The following is a 22597-nucleotide window of genomic DNA, read 5'->3' as shown; positions in this document are numbered from 1 at the left end:
CCTTCCTATCGCACATTGTCCAGCGCGATATTCAGTGCCAACACATTCACCCGCGCCTCACCCAGCAGACCCCACAGAGGACGCTCGGTGTGCTTGTCGATGACCGCGTTCACAGCGGTCACCGGCACGTTGCGTACCCGGGCCACGCGTGCGGCCTGGTACTGCGCGGCAGCCGGGCTGATGTGCGGATCGAGGCCGCTGGCAGACGCAGTGACCAGGTCCACAGGCACCACCGCCGTGTTGCCTGGATCGACCGTGCGCAACGCCTCCACACGCGCCTTGATGGCGTCGCTCAGGGCTGGATTCAGCGGCCCCTGGTTGGAGCCGCTGGAGGCACTTGCGTTGTAAGGCATGGGAGCAGTGGCCGATGGGCGGCCCCAGAAGTGGCCGGGATCTGAAAAATTCTGCCCGATCAGGGCCGATCCGACAACCTGGCCATTGCGCTGCACCAGGCTACCCGCAGCCTCCACTGGGAAGACGGTTTGTGCGGTCCGTGTGACGACGAGCGGGTAAAGCAAGCCGGTGAGCGCGCTCAGAACCACGAAGAGCACGATCGCGGGACGGAGAATGGTTTTCATCAAAGACTCCTCAGATCAGGCCAATGGCCGCAAGTACCAGGTCGATCAGCTTGATGCCGACAAAAGGCACCAACAGACCACCCAAGCCATAGATGGCCAGGTTGCGGCGCAGCAGCGCAGCCGCACCCACAGGGCGATAGCGCACTCCGCGCAGCGCCAGCGGAATCAGGAACACGATGACCAGGGCATTGAAGATCACCGCCGACAGGATGGCGGACGATGGGCTCGCCAGTTGCATCACGTTCAGGGCAGACAGCTGAGGATAGGTCGACACGAAGATCGCGGGGATGATGGCGAAGTACTTGGCCACGTCGTTCGCAATCGAGAAGGTCGTGAGCGAGCCGCGTGTCATGAGCAGGGCCTTGCCGGTTTCCACCACTTCCAGCAGCTTGGTGGGATTGGAATCGAGGTCCACCATGTTGCCGGCCTCCTTGGCCGCCTGGGTTCCCGAACCCATGGCCACGGCCACGTCGGCCTGCGCCAGCGCAGGGGCATCGTTGGTGCCATCACCAGTCATGGCCACAAGTCGGCCTTCGGACTGGTACTTGCGGATGAGGGCGAGTTTGTCTTCAGGGGTAGCCTCGGCCAGGAAGTCATCCACACCGGCTTCTGCAGCAATGTATGCGGCGGTGAGCTTGTTGTCGCCGGTGATCATCACAGTGCGGATGCCCATGCGGCGCAACTCGATGAAGCGCTCCTTGATACCGGCCTTGACCACATCCTTGAGCTCGACGACACCCAGCACCTGGCTACCTTCGGTGACCACCAGGGGCGTGCTGCCGCGCTGGGCGACCTGATCGGCCGCCACGCTCACTTCACGCGGCATGCTTCCGCCCAGGCTCTCGACATGGCGTGCAATCGCCTGCACCGCGCCCTTGCGCAGCATGGCGCCGGGACGACCCGTCGTGCTATCGGCCGGCAGGTCCACACCGCTCATGCGCGTCTGGGCGGTGAACGGAACCAGCACCACGCCTTCGGGGTTCTTGTCTTCGATATTGCCACCCTTGCGGGCCAGTTCGACGATGCTGCGCCCTTCGGGCGTCTCGTCGGCCAGGGAGGACAGCAAGGCAGCGCGGGCAAGGCGGGCCGGCGCTACGCCGGGGGCCGGCAGGAACGCACTGGCTTGGCGGTTGCCATGGGTGATGGTGCCGGTCTTGTCCAGCAGCAGCACATCAACGTCGCCAGCGGCCTCAACGGCACGGCCCGAGGTGGCGATCACGTTGGCCTGCATCATGCGGCTCATGCCCGCCACGCCCACGGCCGAGAGCAGTCCGCCGATGGTGGTCGGAATCAGGCACACCAGCAAGGCCACCAGCGCGGTGAGAGACACCACCGTACCGGCCTGGGAAGCCTGCACGCTGAAAATCGAGAACGGCAGCAGCGTGACCGTCACCACCAAGAACACGATCGTCAACGCGACCAGCAGAATGGTCAGAGCGATCTCGTTCGGTGTCTTCTGGCGCTTGGCCGCCTCCACCATGCCGATCATGCGGTCCAGGAAGGACTCACCAGGATTGACGGTGATACGCACCACGAGCCAGTCGGACAGCACGCGCGTACCGCCCGTCACCGCCGAGAAGTCGCCACCGGACTCGCGCACCACCGGTGCCGACTCGCCTGTGATGGCGCTCTCGTCGACGGAGGCCACGCCTTCAATGACCTCACCATCCAGCGGGATCACGTCACCCGCCTCCACCAGCACCACGTCACCGCGGCGCAGGTTGGTGGCCTGCTCTGGCAGAAAGGCGGAGCCGTGCACCGGCTCCTTGAGCTTCTTGGCCCAGGTTTCCTTGCGCAGGCCACGCAGCGATGCCGCCTGGGCCTTGCTGCGGCCCTCGGCCAGGGCTTCGGCAAAGTTGGCGAACAGCACCGTGAACCAGAGCCAGATGGTGATCGCCAGCACGAAGGCCGGGCGCATGCTGGCATCCTCGGGCGAATTGAGCGCATGCACCCACAAGAGCGTGGTGAAGATGCTCCCGATGTAGACGATGAACATCACCGGGTTGCGCCATTGCACCATGGGGCTGAGCTTGGCCAGCGCACCCCAGAGTGCGGACTTCATCAGCACGGGATCCAGCAACGAAACAGAAGATTTTTTATCAGTCATCAGCAAACCCTCACTTTGCCCAAAGCACCAGGTGCTCGATCACAGGGCCCAGCGCCAGGGACGGCACATAGTTGAGAAGACCCACCAACAGCACGGTGCCGATCAACAGGACTACGAACAGCGGCCCATGGGTGGGCATGGTCCCCGCCGTTACCGGCAGGCGCTTCTTGGCGGCCAGGGATCCAGCGATGGCCAGAACCGGCACGATCACGCCAAAGCGGCCAAACCACATCGCCAGTGCCAGCAGCACGTTGTAGAACGGGGTGTTGGCCGACAGGCCGGCGAAGGCGCTGCCGTTGTTGTTGCCGGCCGAGGTCAGGGCATACAGGATCTCGGAGAATCCGTGCGCACCTGGATTGGCGATGCCAGCCTTGCCAGCGCCAGCAATGACAGCGATGGCCGTGCCAACCAGCACCAGGATGGGGGTAACCAGGATGGCAACGGAAGTGAGCTTCATCTCCCGCACTTCGATCTTCTTGCCCAAGTACTCCGGAGTGCGGCCGATCATCAGGCCGGCCATAAAGACGGCCAGGATGGCAAACACCAGCATGCCGTACAGGCCCGTACCTACACCGCCAAAGACCACTTCGCCCAACTGCATCAGGACCATGGGCACCATGCCGCCCAGCGGGGTAAAGGAGTCGTGCATGGAATTCACCGCTCCGCACGATGCAGCGGTGGTTACTGCCGCAAAGAGTGCCGACGCGGTGATACCGAAACGGACTTCCTTGCCTTCCATGTTGCCGCCCGACTGCGCGACGCTGCTTGCCTGATCGACGCCGAGCGAGGTCCACTGGGGATTGCCCGCCTGCTCTGCGGAGACCACGGCGATGACGGCCACGACGAACATGATGGTCATCGCAGAGAGGATGGCAATGCCCTGGCGCTGGTCACCAACCACACGGCCGAACGCGAAGCAAAGCGCAGCCGGGATCAGGAAGATCGCCAGCATCTGCACGAAGTTGGTCAGCGCAGTGGGATTTTCGTACGGATGGGCAGAGTTGGCGTTGAAGAACCCGCCGCCGTTCGTGCCCAGCATCTTGATGGCTTCCTGCGAAGCCACCGGCCCCATCGCAAGCGTCTGGGTCGTGCTCGTCTTGTCTTCCATGACGGGCGTTCCATCGGCGCCATTGACCGGCTGGCCAGCATCATCGAGCTTGGGAATGGAGTAGGCCGTGGTTTCCAGCGTCGTGACATCCTTGTAGGCGTCGAAGTTCTGGATTACGCCTTGCCCGACCAGCACGATTGCGATCACGAAAGAAATCGGCACAAGCACCCACGCTGTGATGCGGGTGATGTCGGTCCAGAAGTTGCCGACGTAACCCTGCCCATCGGTACTGCGGGCCGCAAATCCCCGGGCCAGTGCGAAAGCCACTGCAATGCCGGTGGCTGCCGAGAAGAAATTCTGCACCGACAGACCAAGCATCTGCGTGAGATAGCTCATAGTGGATTCGCCACCATAGCCCTGCCAGTTCGTGTTGGTCACAAAACTCACAGCGGTATTGAACGACGAGTCGCCCGACACCTCAGCCATCCCCTGGGGATTGAGCGGCAGCACATCCTGCAGGCGCTGCAGGCCATAGACCGCGAAGGCGCCAATGGCATTGAATGCCAGCAGGGCCAGCGCATAGGTGCGCCAGTGCATCGGCTGGCCCGGCGCTACGCCAGCCAGCGTGTAGAGAGGCTTTTCAACCGTGTGCATCCAGGAGGGCAATCTCCCATCACACAACGCAGCCAGAAACTTGCCCAATGGCCACGCCAGCAAACCCAGCACGACCAGAAAGGCGCCCAGAAGGCCCCAAGCGGAGGCGTCCATGTCAGAACTCCTCTGCGCAGATCAGCGCATACACAAGGTAGGCCAGCAAAACGATGGCAACGAGCGCGCCAAAGCCGTATAGAACGTCAGTGCCAATCATGCCCGCTCTCCTTTTGCCGGGCCAAACTTGCCCAGCAGGACCACGGCTTCCGCCATGGCGACCCACAATGCCGCCATAGCGGCAACCCATACGAAGTCCATCGACAACTCCTGCATCAAAACGTGTGTTTGATTCTCAAGATGTCGCCGTAAAAAGTGTGCACAGACTGATGGGAGGACCGTAAAAATGCCGTAAAAATGCACCCGATCCGAGCGGTGGATCCAAGGCAGACAGGTTGTAGAGGAGGCTGCTACAACCACCCCGCCTTGCGAAAGCGGTAGTACAGATAGCCGCATGTGCTGGCGATGAGCGTGAGTGCCGCCAGGTAGCCGTAGCGCCACTTGAGCTCTGGCATGGTTTCGAAGTTCATGCCCCAGATACCTGCAAAGGCAGTGCACACTGCGAACAGGCTGGCCCATGATGCCAGACGCTTGACGACCTCAGCGTCTTCGATCGTGACCATGGACAGATTCACCTGGATCGCGGTCGCAATCGTGTCCCGGATTGCGTCGATCGATGCATTGATGCGGCCCAGGTGGTCCACCACATCCCGGAAGTACTCCTGTGAACTTGCGCAGATCTGCGGCACCCGTCCGCCATGGAGCTTGGCCGCACCCTCCAACAGCGGCGCGATGGCGTGCTTGAGCACCGTCAGGCGCTGCTTGAGCTCGTAGAGCCGCCGAATGCTCGCGCGCGCCGACCCTTGGGTGAAGATCTGCTGCTCGATCTTCTCCAATTCCACTTCGAATGCCTCGATGACCGGGAAGTAGCGGTCCACCACCGCGTCCATCAGCGCATACAGCACGAACCCGGGTCCGTTGCGCAGCAGAGTCGGCTCTCGCTCGCAACGCGCACGCACATCGACGAAGCCGCGCTGGCTGCGATTGCGCACCGACACGACATAGTTCTGGCCCACGAACACGTTGAGCTCGCCGAGTCTGGCAAGAGGCTCTGTCGCACCGCTCGACTCCAGCAGATGGAGCACCACGAAAAGCGATGCTCCATACTCCTCGACCTTGGGCCGCTGGTGCCCATGTCGCGCATCTTCCACGGCCAGGGGATGGAGCCCGAACTCCTTTTGCAGCTCATCGAGCTCGTGGGGCGTGGCATCTTGCAGCGCGACCCAGACGAAGCAGTTGGGCAGCGAGATGTGCTCGCTGATCTCGCTCACGGGGATGTCCGCGAGCTTGGTTCCATCTTCATACACCACACAGTTGATCAACACCTTCGGCACCCCGCATATCAAGTGCCTGGCATGGTGCCACCGCTTGTGCGCCGTGCAATCAGGAGGTTATTGCGCTGTGTGAAGAGGACAACATTTACGGGAACCGGCGCATTTTTTACGAACTTTATACGCCGACTTTTCTACGCTTGCGCCCTTGTCTTTTCTGCAAGATGGATTTCATGAAAACGTTTATTCCCAAGGTGCTCGCAACCGCATTTGTCGCAGCCCTTCCCATGCTCGCCAACGCCCAACTGACCGGCAACGTCAGCCTGACCTCGAACTACAAGTTCCGTGGCCAGGACCAGGATGTCTCCAAGGCCCGGGCTGTCAAGCCCGCGATCCAGGGCGGCTTCGACTACGCCTTCGGCGAGTCCGGTTTCTATGTCGGCAACTGGAATTCCAGCGTCGACTGGCTCTCGGGTAACTCCATCGAGTCCGACATCTACGGCGGCTACAAGTTCAAGGCCGGCGGCGCCGACCTGGATGTGGGCCTCTTGACCTACATCTACCCCGGCAACAGCAACGGCAACACCACCGAAGTCTATGGCGCCGCCACCTTCGGGCCCGTGACGGCCAAGTATTCGCACACCCTGTCCAAGGACTACTTCGCCTATGCCGGCCCCGGCTTCAAGGGCCGCAACACCGGCTACCTGAACCTGGCATTCGCCCAGGAAGTGATGCCCAAGGTCATGCTCAAGGCGTCCGTGGGCTACACGCGCTTTGGCGGCGACATCGCGGCCCCCAACTACATCGACTACAGCGTCGGCGGTGCCTATGACTTCGGTTCGGGCCTGTCCCTGGGTGCTGCCGTGGTCGGCGCCAACAAGAAGGACTACTTCGGTCCCGTCAACAAGTCGCGCGTGATCGTGACGCTGACCAAGGCACTTTGAGCACGCATCCTGCCGACGAGACCTTCGCCGGCAAAGGTGGCAAAAAGGCAGTGCCCACCGTCGCGACGGAGGCACTGAAGCCCCCTGGTTTGCCGCCTCTCTCCACCATGGACCTCCTACCGACCGCATTCTGGGCCCTTGCAACGGCCAAGCTGATGGCATCGGTTCCTGTGCAATACATGGCACTGCAAAGGGAAACGCCATACAGCCTGCGCCTTGCCAACGGGCAGAGAAAGGACGACTGGCTGTGCGCAGCCATCATGGTGACAACACTGCTGCTGGGCGAATACAGCTTGAGCGGTTGGGCCTATGTACGCATCCAGCAAAGACTGACCGAGCATGCGCCCTTGCTCTTTCACCTGGAGTCGGCTCTACAGCTCTCTGGCTCCGCCATCGCCGCATGGCTGATTCACCGCTCAGTCCAACGGTACTGCGCCTTGCATCGAGAATAGGCGATGCCTGCCATTTGAGCGGCTGTCAAGCCGATGACTGTTGTCTCTCCTTGGGACCTTTGGGTCAAGCCTGCAAAACCAGGCTCCGCCAGCCAATGGCGGTTGGCACTCGTCCTCGGCGGTTCACCCGGTTCTCTTGACCAGCCTGCTGTCCGGTGGCGCGTGGGGCTTCTGGCACATCTATCGACTATTCACTTCCGGTCGTCCACCACATTGAACTCAAAACGGAACTGCACCGCCACCTTCTCCGGCAGCGTGACGACCACGCGGGTTTCCTGCGGATGCAGCACCGTGCTGCCATCGGCTGCCACGGCACCATGGGAGACGGTCAGGGTCTCGTCCTTGCTGGTGAGGGTTCGGCGCGTGGCCTCCCAGCCGAACTGCCCGGGTCGCAGCTTCTGGCGCTGCAGCCAGGCCCAGATCGCCACGATCTCGGCATTCACTTCGGCTTCGAGGGCACGTGGAGTCTTCGCTTCGCCGGAAAACTCGTAGCGGTCCTCGCGCAAGACCCATTTGAAAAGCAGATGCGGCATGTTCTATTGAACCTCGGGAAACTGAACGCGCGAATCGGGAAGGTCAGGATCGGATGGTGAGGCCATAAACGTGCCACACAGCACGTAAATGTTCCGCAAACACGATCATCATTTCCGCCGGCAGCTGGGAAGTTGCCTTGCCACCCTATGGTCCTGCACGGAATCGGCGGAAATTGGAATGCAGGCATATCCGTGCCACCCCGAAAAAGAAGCACAAGCGTTCCCAACCGGCACGCTTACGGGTGGAGCCACAATGGAATTGGAAGACCAGGAAGATGGTGGTGCGGCTGGCGGGGATCGAACCCACGACCCTTGGCTTCGGAGGCCAATACTCTATCCACTGAGCTACAGCCGCATGTGTGTAGCTCCGCATTATCGCATGGGGCTGACACCTCCCGGCGCAATGTGCTCGCACGGCGCTCCCCAGCCCACCCGCTCAAGTGGCGTTGGCGGGCGGCACGGCCAGGGACGAGGCGCCCAGCACCAGCCCCAGGCCGGTGATGTAGGCGTCGGTGCACGCGCGACCGATGCCCACCAAGTCGAACACCCCGTTGGAAAGAATCCAGTTCTGCATCAGCCCGTCGAACAGCGCATGCAGGCCGAGCGCCGCGCCCATGGCCGACACCGGCATGGACACCTTCTGCGCATTGGCGGCGAGCTCGAAATCACGGGCCAGCTGGCGGATGAACCCGTCGCAGGCGGCCATGTGGCGCTCGCGCACGGCCACCAGTTCCCCCACGTACTCCACCTTGTGCATGGCGATCTCGAACACCCGGCGCGTGTGCTCGTCCGAGGCCACGCTCTCCAGCACCAGCGCCATCACGGCGCGCAGGCGCTGCAGCGGGTCCAGGTCGGCACTGGCCTCGAACTCGCCATAGCCCTGCTCCAGTGGCAGGGTCACCCGGTCCATCATGGCGTTGAACAGATCGACCTTGTCCTTGAAATGCCAGTAGATGGCCCCGCGGGTGGTGCCGGCGGCCAGGGCGATGTCGCTCAAGGATGCCCGGGAGACGCCCTTGTCGTAGAACACCTTCTCCGCCGCGTCGATCAGGCCGCTGCGCGTGGCAATCGCGTCCTCTTTGGTTCTGCGCACCATGGATACAGCCTCCCATTCATTGCAAATTCACAAGCGGCCCGGGCCGGTCGCCAGTCCTATTATACATCCATGGTTGTATGTATAATTGCCCGTCTATTGGTAGAAACTCCTACTCGCCGACGCAGCTGCTGCATCGGCGATGCCTGCCGTGACCCTCCCGTTGATGCCCAACACAAGGACTCCCATGTCTCGCCTGCGTGACCTCTCTCCCCGCATTGCGCGCATCCCTGCCCTGCAGCGAATGCTGCCCGTGGCCGCTCTGTGCACCGTTGCCGTCTTTCTCGCCGCATGCGGCAAGTCCGATGCCCCGGCTGCAGCTGGCGGCGCCCCCAAGATGCCGCCCGTGGAAGTGGGCGTGGTCGTCGCCACGCCGGGCGACGTGGGCCTGATCACCGAACTGCCCGGCCGGGTGGAGGCCTCGCGCGTGGCCCAGGTGCGCGCCCGTGCAGCCGGCATCCTGCTCAAGCGCGAATTCCGCGAGGGCAGCGACGTGAAGGCGGGCCAGCCCCTGTTCCGCATCGACCCGGCCACCTATGCCGCCGCCGCGGACAGCGCCAAGGCCAGCCTGGCCAAGGCCGAGGCCAACCTGGCCCAGGCCACGGCCACGGTGGAGCGCTACCGCCCGCTGGTGGCTGCCAACGCCATCAGCAAGCAGGATTTCGTGAACGCCGAGGCCGCCCAGAAGCAGGCCCAGGCCGACGTGGAAGCCGGCCGTGCCGCTACGCGCACTGCTGGCATCAACCTGGGTTACGCCAGCGTGACCGCGCCCATCTCCGGGCGCATCGGCCGCGCCCTGGTGACCGAAGGCGCCCTGGTGGGCCAGGGCGAAGCCACGCCCCTGGCCATCATCCAGCAGATCGACCCGGTGTACGTGAACTTCACCCAGTCCGCCAGCGAAGTGTTCGCGCTGCGCCGCGCCATGGAGAGCGGCCAGTTCAAGCGCGCCACCGGTGACGCGGCCAGCGTGAAGCTGCTGCTCAGCGACGGCACCGCCTACGAGCACACCGGCAAGCTGCTGTTCTCCGACTTGTCGGTGGATGCCACCACGGGCCAGGTCACGCTGCGCGCCGAAGTGCCCAACCCCAAGGGCGAGCTGCTGCCCGGCCTGTACCTGCGCGTGCAGATCGAGCAGGTGCAGGCCAGCAACGCCATCACCCTGCCCCAGCAGGCCGTGACGCGCACCCAGCAGGGTGACACGGTGAGTGTGGTGGGCGAGGACGGCAAGATCAGCCCGCGCAGCGTGAAGATCAGCGCCGCACAGAACAACCGCTGGGTGGTGCTCGATGGCCTGAAGGCGGGCGAGAAGGTCATGGTCGACGGCTTCCAGAAACTGCAGATGCTGCCCCCGGGCACGCCCGTCAAACCCGTTCCATGGCAGGCTGGCGGTGCCACGCCCGCGGCAGCCCCGGCCGCTGCAGCGGCTTCCGGTGCAGCGCCTGCCGCGTCCGCCGCCGCGTCGAAGTAAGCAAGGGGCATCCATGGCCAAGTTCTTTATCGACCGCCCGATCTTTGCGTGGGTGATCGCGCTGTTCATCATGGTGATGGGCGGTGTGGCGATCACGCAGCTGCCGATCGCGCAATACCCCCCGGTGGCGCCGCCCGCCATCGTCATCAACGCCGCTTACCCCGGCGCCTCGGCGCAGACGCTGGAGGACAGCGTGCTGTCCGTCATCGAACGCGAGATGAATGGCTCTCCCGGCCTGATCTACATGGAGTCGGTGGCCCAGGCCGATGGCTCGGGCAGCATCACGCTGAGCTTCCAGCCCGGCACCAACGCCGAACTGGCGCAGGTGGACGTGCAGAACCGCCTCTCGCGCGCCTCGCCACGCCTGCCCTCGGCCGTGACGCAGCAGGGCGTGCGCGTGGACAAGTCGCGCTCCAACTTCCTGCTGTTCACGATGCTTTCTTCGACCAACCCGAAGATGGACACGGTGGCCCTGGGCGACTACGCCTCGCGCAACATCGTGCCCGAGCTGCAGCGCCTGAACGGCATCGGCCAGGCCCAGCTGTTCGGTACCGAGCGCTCCATGCGCATCTGGATCGACCCGGCCAAGATGGTCAGCTTCAACCTGTCGTCGGCGGAGGTGACGGCCGCCATCCGGGCGCAGAACGCCCAGGTGGCCAGCGGCACCATCGGCGATCTGCCCAATGTGGCCGGCCAGGGCATTGCCGCTACGGTGGTGGTCAACGGCCAGCTGTCCAGCGTCGAGCAGTTCGGCAACATCGTGCTGCGCGCCAACACCGACGGCTCCACCGTGCGCCTGAAGGACGTGGCGCGCGTAGAACTCGGTGGCCAGGCCTATGCCACCTCGGCGCGCCTGAACGGCAAGCCCGCCGTCGGCATCGGCGTGCAGCTGTCGCCAAGCGGCAATGCGCTGGAGGCCGCCAAGGCCGTGCGCGTGAAGATGGACGAGCTGGCCCGCTTCTTCCCCGAGGGCACGGAGTGGAGCATTCCCTACGACAGCTCGCGCTTCGTGGACATCTCCATCACCCAGGTGGCCATCACCCTGCTGGAGGCCGTGGCCCTGGTGTTCCTGGTGATGTTCCTGTTCCTGCAGAACTGGCGCTACACCATCATCCCGACCATCGTGGTGCCGATCGCCCTGCTGGGCACCTTCGCCACGCTGCTGGCCCTGGGCTTCTCGATCAACGTGCTGACCATGTTCGGCATGGTGCTGGTGATCGGTATCGTCGTGGACGATGCCATCGTGGTGGTGGAGAACGTCGAGCGCATCATGAGCGAGGAAGGCCTGCCGCCGCTGGAAGCCACGCGCAAGGCCATGCGCCAGATCTCGGGCGCCATCATCGGCGTGACCGTGGTGCTGATTTCGGTGTTCGTGCCGCTGGCCTTCTTCTCGGGCTCCACCGGCAACATCTTCCGCCAGTTCTCGGCAGTGATGGTGGCGTCCATCGGCTTCTCGGCCTTCATGGCGCTGTCGCTCACGCCCGCGCTGTGCGCCACCCTGCTCAAGCCGGTGGAAGCCGGCCACCACCACGAGAAGCGCGGTTTCTTCGGCTGGTTCAACCGCGGCTTCTCGCGCACCGCCAAGGGCTATGAAGGCCTGGTCTCGCGCATGCTGCGCAAGGCCGCGCGCTACCTGGTGATCTACGCTGCCATCATCGGCGCCGTGGTGGTCGTCTACATGCGCGTGCCGACCTCTTTCCTGCCCGGCGAGGACCAGGGCAACATCATCGTCAACGTGCAACTGCCGCCCGGTGCGACGCAGGAGCGCACGCTGGCCGTGATGCAGCAGGTCGAAGAGTTCATCCTCAAGCAGCCCGAGGTGCAGAGCATGGTCGGCGTGCTGGGCTTCAGTTTCTCGGGCCAGGGCCAGAACGCCGCGCTCGCCTTCGTGACCCTGAAGGACTGGAAGGAACGCCACGCCCCCGGCCAGTCGGCCCAGGAAGTGGCAGGCCGCGCCTTTGGCGGGCTGATGGGCATCCGCGATGCCTTCATCTACCCGCTGAGCCCGCCGCCCATTCCCGAACTGGGCAACGCCAGCGGCTTCTCGTTCCGCCTGCAGGACCGCAGCGGCGCCGGGCATGAGGCGCTGATCAACGCGCGCAACCAGCTGCTGGGCATGGCCGCGCAGAGCAAGATCATCACCCAGGTGCGCCCCGATGGCCTGGAAGACGCGCCGCAGCTGCAGATCGACATCGACCGCGACAAGGCCAACGCCCTGGGCGTTTCCTTCGACGCCATCAACTCGACGCTGTCGACGGCCCTGGGCTCCACCTACGTGAACGACTTCCCCAACCAGGGCCGTCTGCAGCGCGTGGTGGTGCAGGCCGACGCGCCGGCGCGCATGCAGCCCGACGACCTGCTCAAGCTCAACGCCAGCAACAATCTGGGCAAGCCCGTGCCGCTGTCGGCCTTTGCCAGCACGCGCTGGGTCAAGGGCGCGCAGCAGACGGTGCGCTACAACGGCTATCCGGCCGTGCGCATCTCAGGCTCGCCCGCACCGGGCATGAGCACCGGCGCCGCCATGGCCGAGATGGAAAAGCTCGCTGCCCAGCTGCCACCCGGCTTCGGCTATGAGTGGACGGGCATGTCGCGCGAGGAAAAGCTCGCGGGCTCGCAGTCGCTGATCCTGTACAGCTTTGCCATCCTGGCCGTGTTCCTGTGCCTGGCTGCGCTGTACGAGAGCTGGTCGATCCCGCTGGCCGTGATCCTGGTGGTGCCGCTGGGCGTGCTCGGGGTGCTGCTCGCCACCCTGCTGCGCGGTTATGCGAACGACGTGTACTTCCAGGTGGGGCTGATCACCATCATCGGCCTGTCCGCGAAGAACGCCATCCTGATCATCGAGTTCGCCAAGGACCTGCAGGCGCAGGGCCGCGGCGTGGTCGAGTCGGCGCTGGCCGCCGCCCACCTGCGCTTCCGTCCCATCGTGATGACCTCGCTGGCCTTCGGCCTGGGGGTGCTGCCCCTGGCCATCGCCTCGGGCGCGGGTTCGGCGAGCCAGCGTGCCATCGGCACCGGCGTGCTGGGCGGCATGGTCACCGGCACGGCACTGGCCGTGTTCTTCGTGCCCGTGTTCTTCGTGGTGGTGCGCAGCCTGTTCAAGGGCAGCGCGCGCCAGCAGGAGATGAACCGCCGCCACGCAGAAGAAGCAGGAGTTGGAACCCATGACTGATCGACGTACCCCCCTGCCCCTGGCAGTGGCCGCCGCTGCGGCGCTGCTGCTCTCGGGCTGCTCGATGATCCCCACCTACGAGCGCCCTGAGGCACCCGTGCCCGGCACGTTCCAGGCGGGCCCCTCGGCGCCTGCCGGGGCCGCCGCCGCGGCGCAGGTGCCGTGGAAGGACTATTTTGCCGACCCACGCCTGCAGACCCTGATCGGCGCAGCGCTGGCCAACAACCGCGACCTGCGCGTGGCCGCGCTCAACATCGAGCAGGCGCGCGCGCAGTTCCAGATCCGCCGCGCCGACCAGTTCCCCAGCGTGGGCCTGGGCGTCAACGCCAGCCGGGGGCCGTCGGCCGCCAATGGCGACCTGACCAACTCGTTCAGCGTGGGCCTGGCGCTCTCGGCCTGGGAGATCGACTTCTTCGGCCGCATCGCCAGCCTGAAGGAACAGGCACTGGCGCAGTACCTGGCCACCGAGGAAGGCCGCAACGCCGCCCAGGTCAGCCTGGTGGCCGCCGTGGCCAACGGCTGGCTCACGCTGCTGGCCGACGAGGAGCTGCTCAACCTGTCGCGCCGCACGCTGAGCTCGCGCGAGGAGTCGGTGCGGCTCACGCGCCTGCGCCTGGACTCGGGCGTCGCCTCGGAACTGGACTTCCGCCAGGCCGAATCGCTCACCCAGGCCGCGCGCGCCACCCTGGCGCAGCAACAGCGCCAGCGCGCGCTGGACGAGAACGCGCTGGCCCTGCTGCTGGGCCAGCCGGTACCGGCCGAGGTGCTGGCCAGCCTGCCAGGAAGCACCCTGGCCAATGCGCCGGCCATGGCCGCCCTGCCCGCCGGCCTGCCCTCGGAGCTGCTCGCGCAGCGCCCCGACATCCGCCAGGCCGAGCATCAGCTGATCGCGGCCAATGCCAACATCGGTGCGGCACGCGCCGCGTTCTTCCCGCGCATCTCGCTCACGGCGCAGGCCGGCACGGCCAGCGGCGAACTCTCGGGCCTGTTCAAGAGCGGCTCCTGGGGCTTCACCATCGCCCCGTCGCTGCTGCTGCCGATCTTTGACGCCGGGCGCAACCGGGCCAATCTGGAGAGCTCGCAGGCCTCGCGCGCCATCGCCGTGGCGCAGTACGAGAAGGCCATCCAGACCGCTTTCCGCGAGGTGTCCGATGCACTGGCCGGGCAGTCCACCCTGGCCGAGCAGTCCGAGGCCCAGCGGCGCCAGGCCGAGGCCGAAGAGGCCCGCCTGCGCCTGGCCGACCTGCGCTACCGCAATGGCGTCTCCAGCTACCTGGACCTGCTGGATGCCGAGCGCTCGCTGTTCACCACCCAGCAAGGCGTGGTGCAGGTGCGCCTGGCCCAGTTGCAGAACCAGGTGGTGCTCTACAAGGCGCTGGGCGGCGGTGCCACGGCCGAGCCAGCGGCCCAGGCGCCCGCAGGCTCCTGAGCCCTCCCGGGCGGCCGCAGCCATGGCGTGCCGCCCGGAAATGTTTTGTCGGGCTTTCGATACGCACGCTGCCCGGGGCTGCGGGGGCCAGAGCACCGGCAGATATAATTGAAGGTTGATTGCATCAAAGCCCCACGATAAACCCGAGGAAGTCATGAGCGACACCCACCACGAAGAAGCCCATACCGGCCCGATCAAGAACCCCAAGCAGTTGCTGGTCGCGGTACTTGCCTCGTTTGTGATTCCGATCTTTGCGATCATCGGTCTCGTTCTCTATGTGACCTCGGCCGACAAGCCGGGTGCCGGCGCGGTCGACAGCCAGAAGGCCACCGCCGCCCGCATCCAGAAGGTGGGCATGGTCGAGGTGCGCGATGCCAACCGCCCCCTGGCCAATGGCGAAACCGTCTACAAGGCCCAATGCGCCGCCTGCCACGCCACCGGCGCGGCAGGGGCTCCGAAGTTCGGCGACGCAGCCGCCTGGTCGGACCGCATCAAGACCGGCTTCGAGACGCTGGTGCAGTCGGCCCTCAAGGGCAAGGGCGCGATGGCCCCCCAGGGTGGCGGCGATTTCAGCGACACCGAGATCGCACGCGCCGTGGCCTTCATGGCCAATGCCGGTGGTGCCAAGTTCGAAGAGCCCGCAGCCCCTGCTGCGGCAGCCTCCGCGGCAGGCGACGGCGCATCGGCCGTCGCGGCCCCGGCGTCTGGCGCTTCGCAGTAAGCGCACCGCACAGCCCCAGCAAAAAGCCGGCCCCGTGAGGTCGGCTTTTTTTATGTCCTCAGGGGTTCGTGCTCAGGTCGCGCGCCGCTTCGCAGGGCTGGTGACGAAGCCATGGCGCACCGGCAGGTCCTCGGCGCGCACCTCCACCGGCGTCCAGCGCCCCTGCTCCACCGCCTCGGCAGCCAGGCCCACGTCCAATGTGTGCACCAGGCCCAGGCCCAGGGGCGTGACCAGGTAGACCCGGCCCTGCGCGTCCAGCAGGCATTCGTCCACGGTGGTGGGTTGGCCCGTGTGGGAGGCCACCGCCCCATCGGGGGACAGGCGCCAGACCAGCGGCGTGGCCTCGAGCTCCACATATACGCGCTGCGGCCCGTTCTGGAAGAACCACTGCCCGGCCCCGTCGGCCTCGTAGTTGCGGTGGATGAAGTCGATCAGCTTCTCGTGCTGCAGCAGCGAGCCCTTGGATTCCGGGAACGGGCCTGCGGCCTGCGTCCTGTCGTCGCGCATGTACCAGCGCCCGCGAGCGTCCAGCCCCAGCCAGCCGTAGCAGTCGGGCACGTTGGGCCATTTGGCCAGAGCCTGTTTGACGATGTCATCCATGCCGCGATTGTGCCCCCGCTGCACGGCCTTGCGTGTCAGCCTGCGCCGCAAGCCAGTCCCCCACCGCATCCGGCATGGCGCGCACATGGCCGGGCAGGCGCCCCTTGGCAAAGCCCACGTGGCCGCCGTGCGCTGGCTGCCACAGGGTGACGCAGCGGCCCACCTCGTGCACGCCGGGCAGGCTGCTGGCGGGAACAAACGGGTCATTGCGCGCATTCACCACCAGCGCCGGAATGCGGATGCGGTGCAGCAGCGGCTTGGCGGATGCCCGCGACCAGTAGTCCTCGGTGTTGCGAAAGCCATGCACCGGTGCCGTGAAGACATTGTCGAACGCGTACAGGTCGCGCGCCGCCAGCAAGGCTTGGCGGTCGAACAGCCCCGGGTGCTGGGCCAGCTTCTGCAAGGCCTTGGGCACCAGCGTGCGCATGAACATGCGGGTGTAGACCTGGCGGTTGAAGCCGCGCCCGATCGCATGCCCACCCGCAGCCAGATCGATGGGCGAGCACACCGCGGCAATGGCGTCCGCACTGCGGCTGGCCTCGTCGCCCACCTCGGCGGCCCAGCGCAGCAGCGCGTTGCCGCCCAGGGACACGCCGGCCGCCATCAACGGTCCCGCATGAGCGGCCCGCAAACGCCGCAACATCCAGCCGATCTCGGCATGGTCGCCCGAGTGGTAGGCGCGCGGTGCGCGGTTGATCTCGCCGCTGCAGCCGCGAAAGTGCGGCAGCGCGCAGGCCCAGCCGCGCTCTCGCGCGAAATCGGCGAAGGCCTCGCTGTAGTGGCTGCGCGAGGAACCCTCGAGGCCATGGAACACCACCAGCAGCGGCCGCTCCGTTCCTGGCGCCACCCCGTCATCGAGGAAATCCACGTCCACGAAGTCGCCATCGGGCGTGTCCCAGCGCTCGCGCCGATAGGAAGGCGGCGCGCCAAACACCCGGCGCGAATACAGCGCAGGCCAGATGGTCTGCAACTGCCCGCCGGGCAACCACCGCGGGGCCACGTAGTGCATGCTGGTCACCACCGTCAATGCAGCACGGGCTGCTGCGCCTGCATGGCCTGTACGTCCTCCACCACGCCCGCGCTGGCGTGGTGCACCACCAGGCGCCAGCCCTGGGGGGTCTTGTGGTACACGTTGGTGGCGATCACGATGGCCCGGTGCATGCCATCGGGCAGCATCACCTCCACATGCTCGGCCACGCTGTGCACGGCGCTGGACAAGGCCTGTACACGCCGCACCTGGGTCGGCCGGGCACGCACCGTGCCATTGGAAAACATGGCCTCGAATGCGGCGCGGATCGCCCCCGCACCCACGAGCCGGGGACCGCCCGGGTGCACGCAGACGATGTCCTCCTCGTCGGCCCAGCACGACATCAGCAGTTCGATGTCGCCCCGCTGGAGCGCGTCGTAGAAGGCGGTTTCGGTCTCATCCGAGGAGCCGCCCAGGGTGGCGGCGGTGGGTCGTGCGCGTGGCATGGGCAGTGACGGGGGTGGTGGGCAGTGCGCCTATTGTGCGCGGTCGGCCGCATTTGTGGTCCGGACCCGGCGGGCGCTGCAGGTGGACTGCACCGCTGTGGCCATTGTTCCGCTGACAGCCTCGGGTTTTCCTGTATTCACCCTGGCAAACGCGCCAGCCGCCCCACTAAGGCAGGGGTAAACCCTTGAAAGTTCCCAATTCATTGTTTCCAATACTGGAACAGTTAGTTCGCGACCAGGTGGTTTTTCTCTGTCCACGTGAGGCGTACAGTTCAACCCATCGATGAGCCGAACCCGCAAGGCGACTCACCGAACCCGGTTCAGGAATGGTTTCTGTCCCGGCTTTATTGAGACGCTTCTTTTTCTTCAAAGGATTTCATCATGAACACGACCGCACGTTTCCTCTCCATCGCCGCTGTTGCCGCTTTCGCATCGTTTGGTGCCCACGCCGACGAAGCCGATGCTTCGCAATTCGCCACCAAGTTCGACACCAACCGCACCCGCGCCGAAGTGGCCGCTGAAGCCGCTACCGTGGCCCAGACCCGCAGCATCGAGCCTGCCGGCTCGCGTGTGGTGACCTACAAGTCCACCGCCGACCGCGCTGCCGTGCGTGCCCAGGCTGCCGATGCCGTGCGCACCGGCCAGATCTCTGCTGGCGAAGTCGGCGCCCTGTAAGACGCCCCGGACTGACCCCTGCCAACCCAAACAACCAAATCAAGAATCGAGATCACCATGAACAAGACCGCACGTTTCCTGTCCATCGCCGCTGTGGCTGCTTTCTCTGCCTTCGGTGCCCACGCTGACGAAGCCGACAGCTCGCAGTTCGCCCTGAAGTTCGACACGAACCGCACCCGCGCCGAAGTGGCTGCCGAAGCCGCCACCGTGGCCCAGACGCGCAGCATCGAGCCAGCAGGCTCGCGCGTCGTGACCTACAAGTCCAGCGCTGACCGCGCTGCCGTGCGTGCAGCGGCTGCCGAAGCCGTGCGCACCGGCCAGATCCCTTCGGGCGAAATCAGCGCCCTGTAATCCACCAGGGCGGGCGGCAGACCGCACTGCTGCACCCTCCAAAAAACCGGAGCTCCGCAGGGGGCTCCGGTTTTTTTGCATGGGCACATACCGATGCTGGTGCGTGATTGATCGCCCACCTGCATCCGGCGCGCAATCGACGGCAGCCAGGTCACAATCCAGACGCCAGAAACTTGCACGCACGCACACTGTGAAGCCACCCTACCGTTCCATGGACCACGTCATGCTGCGCCTGGCTGAAGCGGAGCCGCTGTTCGATCTGTTCAGCCGCGTCTTCGAGTTGCCCGTGGCCTGGCCTTTGCAGCGCACGGCTTTCGCCACCTACGGCTGGGTGCACGTGGGCAATACAGACCTGGAGTTCTGGGCCGCCGCGTCGAATGCCGACTTGCCAGCCCATGCGCAACCACCCCTCGTGCACGGGTTCGCGCTTGAGCCTGCGGGGTCTATGCCAACCGCCATGGCACAAGTTGCGGCACTGGGCATGGAGTGCAAACCACCCCGCTCGTTCGATTCCACAAACGCCCAGGGCGAAGTAGTCACCAACTTCACCAACTCTGTTTTGCTGGACCTGTCGGCCCCGGAATGCTGCGTGTTCTTTTGCGCATGGAATGCCCAGGCAAGCATCTACCCCTGGGACGAGGCCATTACACCCACGCAACGCCGCGCGCAGTTCAGGCAGGCGCTGCAGAACCAAGGTGGCGGCCCCTTGGGTCTGCTCGGGCTGCGGACGGCGCGCCTGGGTACGCCGGACCTTGCAGCGCACCAGCGCCGTTGGCAGGCGCTCACTGGCTCCCCGCCCGGCCCTGCCGTCGTCCTTGCAGACGACGTCGAGCTGGAGCTCTTTGCCGCCCAGCAGTTGCGTATCGAATCGCTCACCTTCGGTGTGCGCTCGCTGGCCACGGCACGCACCTTCCTCGCCCACCGGCAATTCCTGCAGGCAGGCAGCAGCACCGACGACAGGCTTGCACTGGCCTGTGGGGGCCTGCAGATCCACCTGGTCCAGGACGCTGTCGAGCAGGCATAAAAAAACCCGGCAGGGCCGGGTTTCCAGGCCAGATCCGCGAGGATCTGGAGGGCTTGCTTGCTTACTTGTTTTCTCTTCTTACTTCTTCTGGCGGAACTTGCGCAGCGCCGCGATCTGGGCAGCCATGACAGCCAGTTCGGACTGCGCCTTGGCCAGGTCGATCTCGCTCTTGGCGTTCTTGAGCGCTTCCTCGGCCGATGCCTTGGCAGCATTGGCCTTCTCGTCGTCCAGGTCCTTGCCGCGGATGGCGGTGTCGGACAGCACGGTCACGCAATTGGGCTGCACTTCCAGAATGCCGCCGGCCACGAACACGAACTCTTCGCTGCCGTTGGCCATTTCGATGCGCACCGAGCCGGGCTTGATGCGTGTGATCAGCGGGGTGTGGCGGGGATAGATGCCCAGTTCGCCGGATTCACCAGGCAGCGCGACAAAACGTGCTTCACCGGAGAAGATGGACTCTTCGGCACTGACCACATCAACGTGGATGGTGTTCATCATTGCTCCTAGGAAAAGGGGATGGGTTGCTTGATTGCGGTGGAAGGCCGGGCAGCGCGGGCGCGCTGCTCAGCCACCGGGCAATCAGGCCACCTTCTTGGCCTTTTCGAAGGCTTCGTCGATGGTACCGACCATGTAGAACGCTTGCTCTGGCAGGTGGTCGCATTCGCCGCTGACGATCATCTTGAAACCACGGATGGTTTCGGCCAGGGGCACGTACTTGCCTGGCGAGCCCGTGAACACTTCGGCCACGTGGAAGGGCTGCGACAAGAAACGCTGGATCTTGCGCGCGCGGGCCACGGCCAGCTTGTCTTCAGGAGCCAGTTCGTCCATGCCCAGAATGGCGATGATGTCGCGCAGTTCCTTGTAGCGCTGCAGCGTGCCTTGCACGGCGCGGGCCGTGGCGTAGTGGTCTTCGCCCACGACGTTCGGGTCCAGCTGGCGGCTGGTGGAGTCCAGAGGGTCCACGGCAGGGTAGATACCCAGCGAAGCGATGTCACGCGACAGCACCACGGTGGAATCCAAGTGGGCGAAGGTCGTGGCAGGCGATGGGTCGGTCAAGTCATCGGCAGGCACGTACACGGCCTGGATGGAAGTGATCGAACCGACCTTGGTCGAGGTGATGCGCTCTTGCAGGCGACCCATTTCCTCGGCCAGCGTAGGCTGGTAGCCCACGGCGGAAGGCATGCGGCCCAGCAGAGCGGACACTTCGGTACCGGCCAGCGTGTAGCGGTAGATGTTGTCCACGAAGAACAGCACGTCACGGCCTTCGTCACGGAAGGACTCGGCGATCGTCAGGCCGGTCAGCGCCACGCGCAGACGGTTGCCTGGTGGCTCGTTCATCTGGCCGTAGACCATGGCGACCTTGGACTCTTCGAGCTTCTCGAGGTTCACCACGCCGGAGTCGGCCATTTCATGGTAGAAGTCGTTCCCTTCGCGGGTACGCTCGCCCACACCAGCGAACACCGACAGACCCGAGTGGGCCTTGGCGATGTTGTTGATGAGTTCCATCATGTTCACGGTCTTGCCCACGCCGGCGCCACCGAACAGGCCCACCTTGCCGCCCTTGGCGAACGGGCACACCAGGTCGATCACCTTGATGCCGGTTTCCAGCAGCTCTTGCGAAGGCGACAGTTCGTCGTACGCAGGGGCCTTGCGGTGGATGGATGCCGTCAGTTCCTGGCTCACGGGACCGCGTTCGTCGATGGGCGCGCCCAGCACGTCCATGATGCGGCCCAGCGTTGCCTTGCCCACGGGCACGGTGATGGCGTTGCCGGTGTTGGTCACCATGATGCCGCGGCGCAGGCCGTCGGACGAACCCAGGGCAATGGTACGCACCACGCCGTCGCCCAGCTGCTGCTGCACTTCCAGCGTCAGCGTCGTGCCTTCTAGCTTCAGGGCGTCGTAAACCTTGGGCATCTGGTCGCGCGGGAACTCAACGTCCACCACAGCGCCGATACATTGAACAATCTTGCCTTGCACTTGAGCCATTTTTCGCTCCAATTTAGATGTTGGTTGAGCTGCTTACACAGCAGCGGCGCCAGCCACGATCTCGGACAGTTCCTTCGTGATCGCTGCCTGGCGCGTCTTGTTGTAGACCAGCTTCAACTCGCCAATGACGCTGCCGGCGTTGTCGGTGGCGGCCTTCATGGCCACCATGCGTGCCGACTGCTCGGACGCCATGTTTTCCGCAACCGCCTGGTAGATCAGGGATTCGACGTAGCGGACCAGCAGATCGTCGATCACGGTCTGGGCATCGGGTTCGTAGATGTAGTCCCAGCCGTGCTCGGTCTTGTCGGCCTGCATCTGCTCGGACGACAGGGGGAGCAGCTGCTCCACCACCGATTCCTGGCGCATGGTGTTGATGAACTTGGTGTAGCTCAGGTACACCGCGTTGATCTTGCCTTCCGCATACGCGTCCAGCAGCACCTTCACAGGGCCGATCAGCTTGTCCAGATGGGGCGTGTCGCCCAGGCCCGTCACGTGCGAAACCACCTTGGCACCGACACGGTTCAGGAAACCCAGGCCCTTGTTGCCAATCGCCACGGCTTCCGTCGACACGCCAGCGCTCTGCAGCTCACGCAGCTTGGTCGTCACGGCACGCAACACGTTGGTGTTCATGCCGCCGCACAGGCCCTTGTCCGTCGTCACCACGATCACGCCCGCGACCTTGGCATCGTTCACCTTCATGAACGGGTGCACGTATTCGGGGTTGGCGTGGCCGAGGTTGGCTGCAATGTTGCGGATCTTCTCGCTGTAGGGGCGGGCAGCGCGCATCCGGTCCTGCGCCTTGCGCATTTTGGATGCAGCCACCATCTCCATGGCCTTGGTGATCTTCTTGGTGTTTTCCACCGATTTGATCTTGCCGCGTATTTCCTTGCCTGCTGCCATGATGGCT

Annotated in this window: 22 protein-coding genes and 1 tRNA gene; 9 read left to right on the top strand and 14 right to left on the bottom strand. The window is 64.9% G+C overall.

Features of this window, described 5'->3' with window-relative positions; genetic code table 11:
• Positions 1-5: 5 nt before the first annotated feature.
• The 5 genes from kdpC to AC07X5_RS03850 form a co-directional block, all read right to left on the bottom strand.
• Positions 6-578, bottom strand: coding sequence for a potassium-transporting ATPase subunit KdpC (gene kdpC / locus AC07X5_RS03870; protein ID WP_409960959.1), 573 nt, complete (start codon positions 576-578; stop codon positions 6-8).
• Between the two features lie 10 nt (positions 579-588).
• The gene (gene kdpB / locus AC07X5_RS03865; protein WP_409960960.1) at positions 589-2685 is read right to left on the bottom strand and encodes a potassium-transporting ATPase subunit KdpB; all 2097 of its coding nucleotides are present in this window, start codon (positions 2683-2685) and stop codon (positions 589-591) included.
• Positions 2686-2695: 10 nt separating this feature from the next.
• Complete coding sequence (gene kdpA / locus AC07X5_RS03860) at positions 2696-4501, bottom strand: potassium-transporting ATPase subunit KdpA (RefSeq protein WP_494769107.1); 1806 nt, start codon at positions 4499-4501, stop codon at positions 2696-2698.
• A gap of 1 nt (position 4502) precedes the next feature.
• On the bottom strand, positions 4503-4601 hold the full coding sequence (locus AC07X5_RS03855) for a potassium-transporting ATPase subunit F (protein ID WP_409960962.1): 99 nt from the start codon (positions 4599-4601) through the stop codon (positions 4503-4505).
• Positions 4602-4851: 250 nt separating this feature from the next.
• On the bottom strand, positions 4852-5826 hold the full coding sequence (locus AC07X5_RS03850; RefSeq protein WP_494769456.1) for a magnesium and cobalt transport protein CorA: 975 nt from the start codon (positions 5824-5826) through the stop codon (positions 4852-4854).
• 179 nt (positions 5827-6005) lie between these two features.
• Between AC07X5_RS03850 and AC07X5_RS03845 the strand changes: the two genes are divergently transcribed.
• Positions 6006-6716, top strand: coding sequence for a TorF family putative porin (locus tag AC07X5_RS03845; RefSeq protein ID WP_494769106.1), 711 nt, complete (start codon positions 6006-6008; stop codon positions 6714-6716).
• Entirely contained in the window at positions 6713-7168 is a 456-nt protein-coding gene (locus tag AC07X5_RS03840) for a hypothetical protein (RefSeq protein WP_494769105.1), read from the top strand. Before AC07X5_RS03845 ends, AC07X5_RS03840 begins: the two co-directional genes overlap by 4 nt.
• Positions 7169-7359: 191 nt before the next feature.
• On the opposite strand, the gene AC07X5_RS03835 is transcribed toward AC07X5_RS03840, so the two are convergent.
• From AC07X5_RS03835 to AC07X5_RS03825, 3 genes are all read right to left on the bottom strand, one after another.
• A complete protein-coding gene (locus AC07X5_RS03835) occupies positions 7360-7701 on the bottom strand; it encodes a hypothetical protein (RefSeq protein WP_409954807.1) in 342 nt (113 codons plus the stop codon).
• A gap of 279 nt (positions 7702-7980) precedes the next feature.
• A tRNA-Arg gene (locus AC07X5_RS03830) sits at positions 7981-8056 on the bottom strand.
• A gap of 81 nt (positions 8057-8137) precedes the next feature.
• A complete protein-coding gene (locus AC07X5_RS03825; RefSeq protein WP_494769104.1) occupies positions 8138-8797 on the bottom strand; it encodes a TetR family transcriptional regulator in 660 nt (219 codons plus the stop codon).
• A gap of 184 nt (positions 8798-8981) precedes the next feature.
• Between AC07X5_RS03825 and AC07X5_RS03820 the strand changes: the two genes are divergently transcribed.
• The 4 genes from AC07X5_RS03820 to AC07X5_RS03805 all read left to right on the top strand — a co-directional run bounded on the left by AC07X5_RS03820 (position 8982) and on the right by AC07X5_RS03805 (position 15581).
• The gene (locus AC07X5_RS03820; RefSeq protein WP_409954805.1) at positions 8982-10262 is read left to right on the top strand and encodes an efflux RND transporter periplasmic adaptor subunit; all 1281 of its coding nucleotides are present in this window, start codon (positions 8982-8984) and stop codon (positions 10260-10262) included.
• Positions 10263-10275: 13 nt separating this feature from the next.
• Positions 10276-13431: an efflux RND transporter permease subunit gene (locus AC07X5_RS03815; protein WP_494769103.1), complete on the top strand. Its 3156-nt coding sequence runs from the start codon at positions 10276-10278 to the stop codon at positions 13429-13431.
• Complete coding sequence (locus AC07X5_RS03810; protein WP_494769102.1) at positions 13424-14860, top strand: efflux transporter outer membrane subunit; 1437 nt, start codon at positions 13424-13426, stop codon at positions 14858-14860. Before AC07X5_RS03815 ends, AC07X5_RS03810 begins: the two co-directional genes overlap by 8 nt.
• A gap of 154 nt (positions 14861-15014) precedes the next feature.
• Positions 15015-15581, top strand: a complete 567-nt coding sequence (locus AC07X5_RS03805; RefSeq protein WP_409954802.1) for a c-type cytochrome — start codon at positions 15015-15017, stop codon at positions 15579-15581.
• 72 nt (positions 15582-15653) lie between these two features.
• On the opposite strand, the gene AC07X5_RS03800 is transcribed toward AC07X5_RS03805, so the two are convergent.
• Genes AC07X5_RS03800 through AC07X5_RS03790 form a run of 3 tightly spaced genes read right to left on the bottom strand, consistent with a single transcriptional unit; the run spans position 15654 to position 17654 of the window.
• Complete coding sequence (locus AC07X5_RS03800; RefSeq protein ID WP_494769101.1) at positions 15654-16181, bottom strand: DUF2946 family protein; 528 nt, start codon at positions 16179-16181, stop codon at positions 15654-15656.
• Positions 16174-17190 (bottom strand): YheT family hydrolase, encoded by a 1017-nt coding sequence (locus AC07X5_RS03795; protein WP_494769455.1) that lies wholly within the window; start codon positions 17188-17190, stop codon positions 16174-16176. The genes AC07X5_RS03800 and AC07X5_RS03795 overlap by 8 nt, the downstream gene beginning before the upstream one ends.
• Before the next feature lie 14 nt (positions 17191-17204).
• Positions 17205-17654 (bottom strand): YybH family protein, encoded by a 450-nt coding sequence (locus tag AC07X5_RS03790; protein WP_494769100.1) that lies wholly within the window; start codon positions 17652-17654, stop codon positions 17205-17207.
• 381 nt (positions 17655-18035) lie between these two features.
• Here AC07X5_RS03790 and AC07X5_RS03785 point away from each other — a divergent pair, with 381 nt between their 5' ends.
• The 3 genes from AC07X5_RS03785 to AC07X5_RS03775 all read left to right on the top strand — a co-directional run bounded on the left by AC07X5_RS03785 (position 18036) and on the right by AC07X5_RS03775 (position 19704).
• On the top strand, positions 18036-18329 hold the full coding sequence (locus AC07X5_RS03785; protein WP_409962312.1) for a DUF4148 domain-containing protein: 294 nt from the start codon (positions 18036-18038) through the stop codon (positions 18327-18329).
• Between the two features lie 57 nt (positions 18330-18386).
• Positions 18387-18680 carry a DUF4148 domain-containing protein gene (locus tag AC07X5_RS03780; RefSeq protein WP_409962314.1) on the top strand — a complete coding sequence of 98 codons (294 nt, stop codon included), beginning with the start codon at positions 18387-18389 and terminating at the stop codon, positions 18678-18680.
• Positions 18681-18891: 211 nt separating this feature from the next.
• Complete coding sequence (locus tag AC07X5_RS03775) at positions 18892-19704, top strand: hypothetical protein (protein WP_494769099.1); 813 nt, start codon at positions 18892-18894, stop codon at positions 19702-19704.
• Positions 19705-19782: 78 nt separating this feature from the next.
• On the opposite strand, the gene AC07X5_RS03770 is transcribed toward AC07X5_RS03775, so the two are convergent.
• The 3 genes from AC07X5_RS03770 to atpG all read right to left on the bottom strand — a co-directional run bounded on the left by AC07X5_RS03770 (position 19783) and on the right by atpG (position 22590).
• Positions 19783-20199: a F0F1 ATP synthase subunit epsilon gene (locus AC07X5_RS03770; protein WP_409962318.1), complete on the bottom strand. Its 417-nt coding sequence runs from the start codon at positions 20197-20199 to the stop codon at positions 19783-19785.
• A gap of 84 nt (positions 20200-20283) precedes the next feature.
• The gene (atpD, locus tag AC07X5_RS03765) at positions 20284-21690 is read right to left on the bottom strand and encodes a F0F1 ATP synthase subunit beta (protein ID WP_494769098.1); all 1407 of its coding nucleotides are present in this window, start codon (positions 21688-21690) and stop codon (positions 20284-20286) included.
• A 33-nt stretch (positions 21691-21723) separates the two neighbouring features.
• The gene (atpG, locus tag AC07X5_RS03760) at positions 21724-22590 is read right to left on the bottom strand and encodes a F0F1 ATP synthase subunit gamma (protein WP_409962322.1); all 867 of its coding nucleotides are present in this window, start codon (positions 22588-22590) and stop codon (positions 21724-21726) included.
• Positions 22591-22597 lie beyond the last annotated feature (7 nt).

The organism is Acidovorax sp. GW458-11-26-14-TSB4 (genome assembly GCF_059423865.1).
The sequence above is the reverse complement of the archived record's forward strand: the minus strand, read 5'-3'. Positions and strand labels throughout refer to the sequence as shown.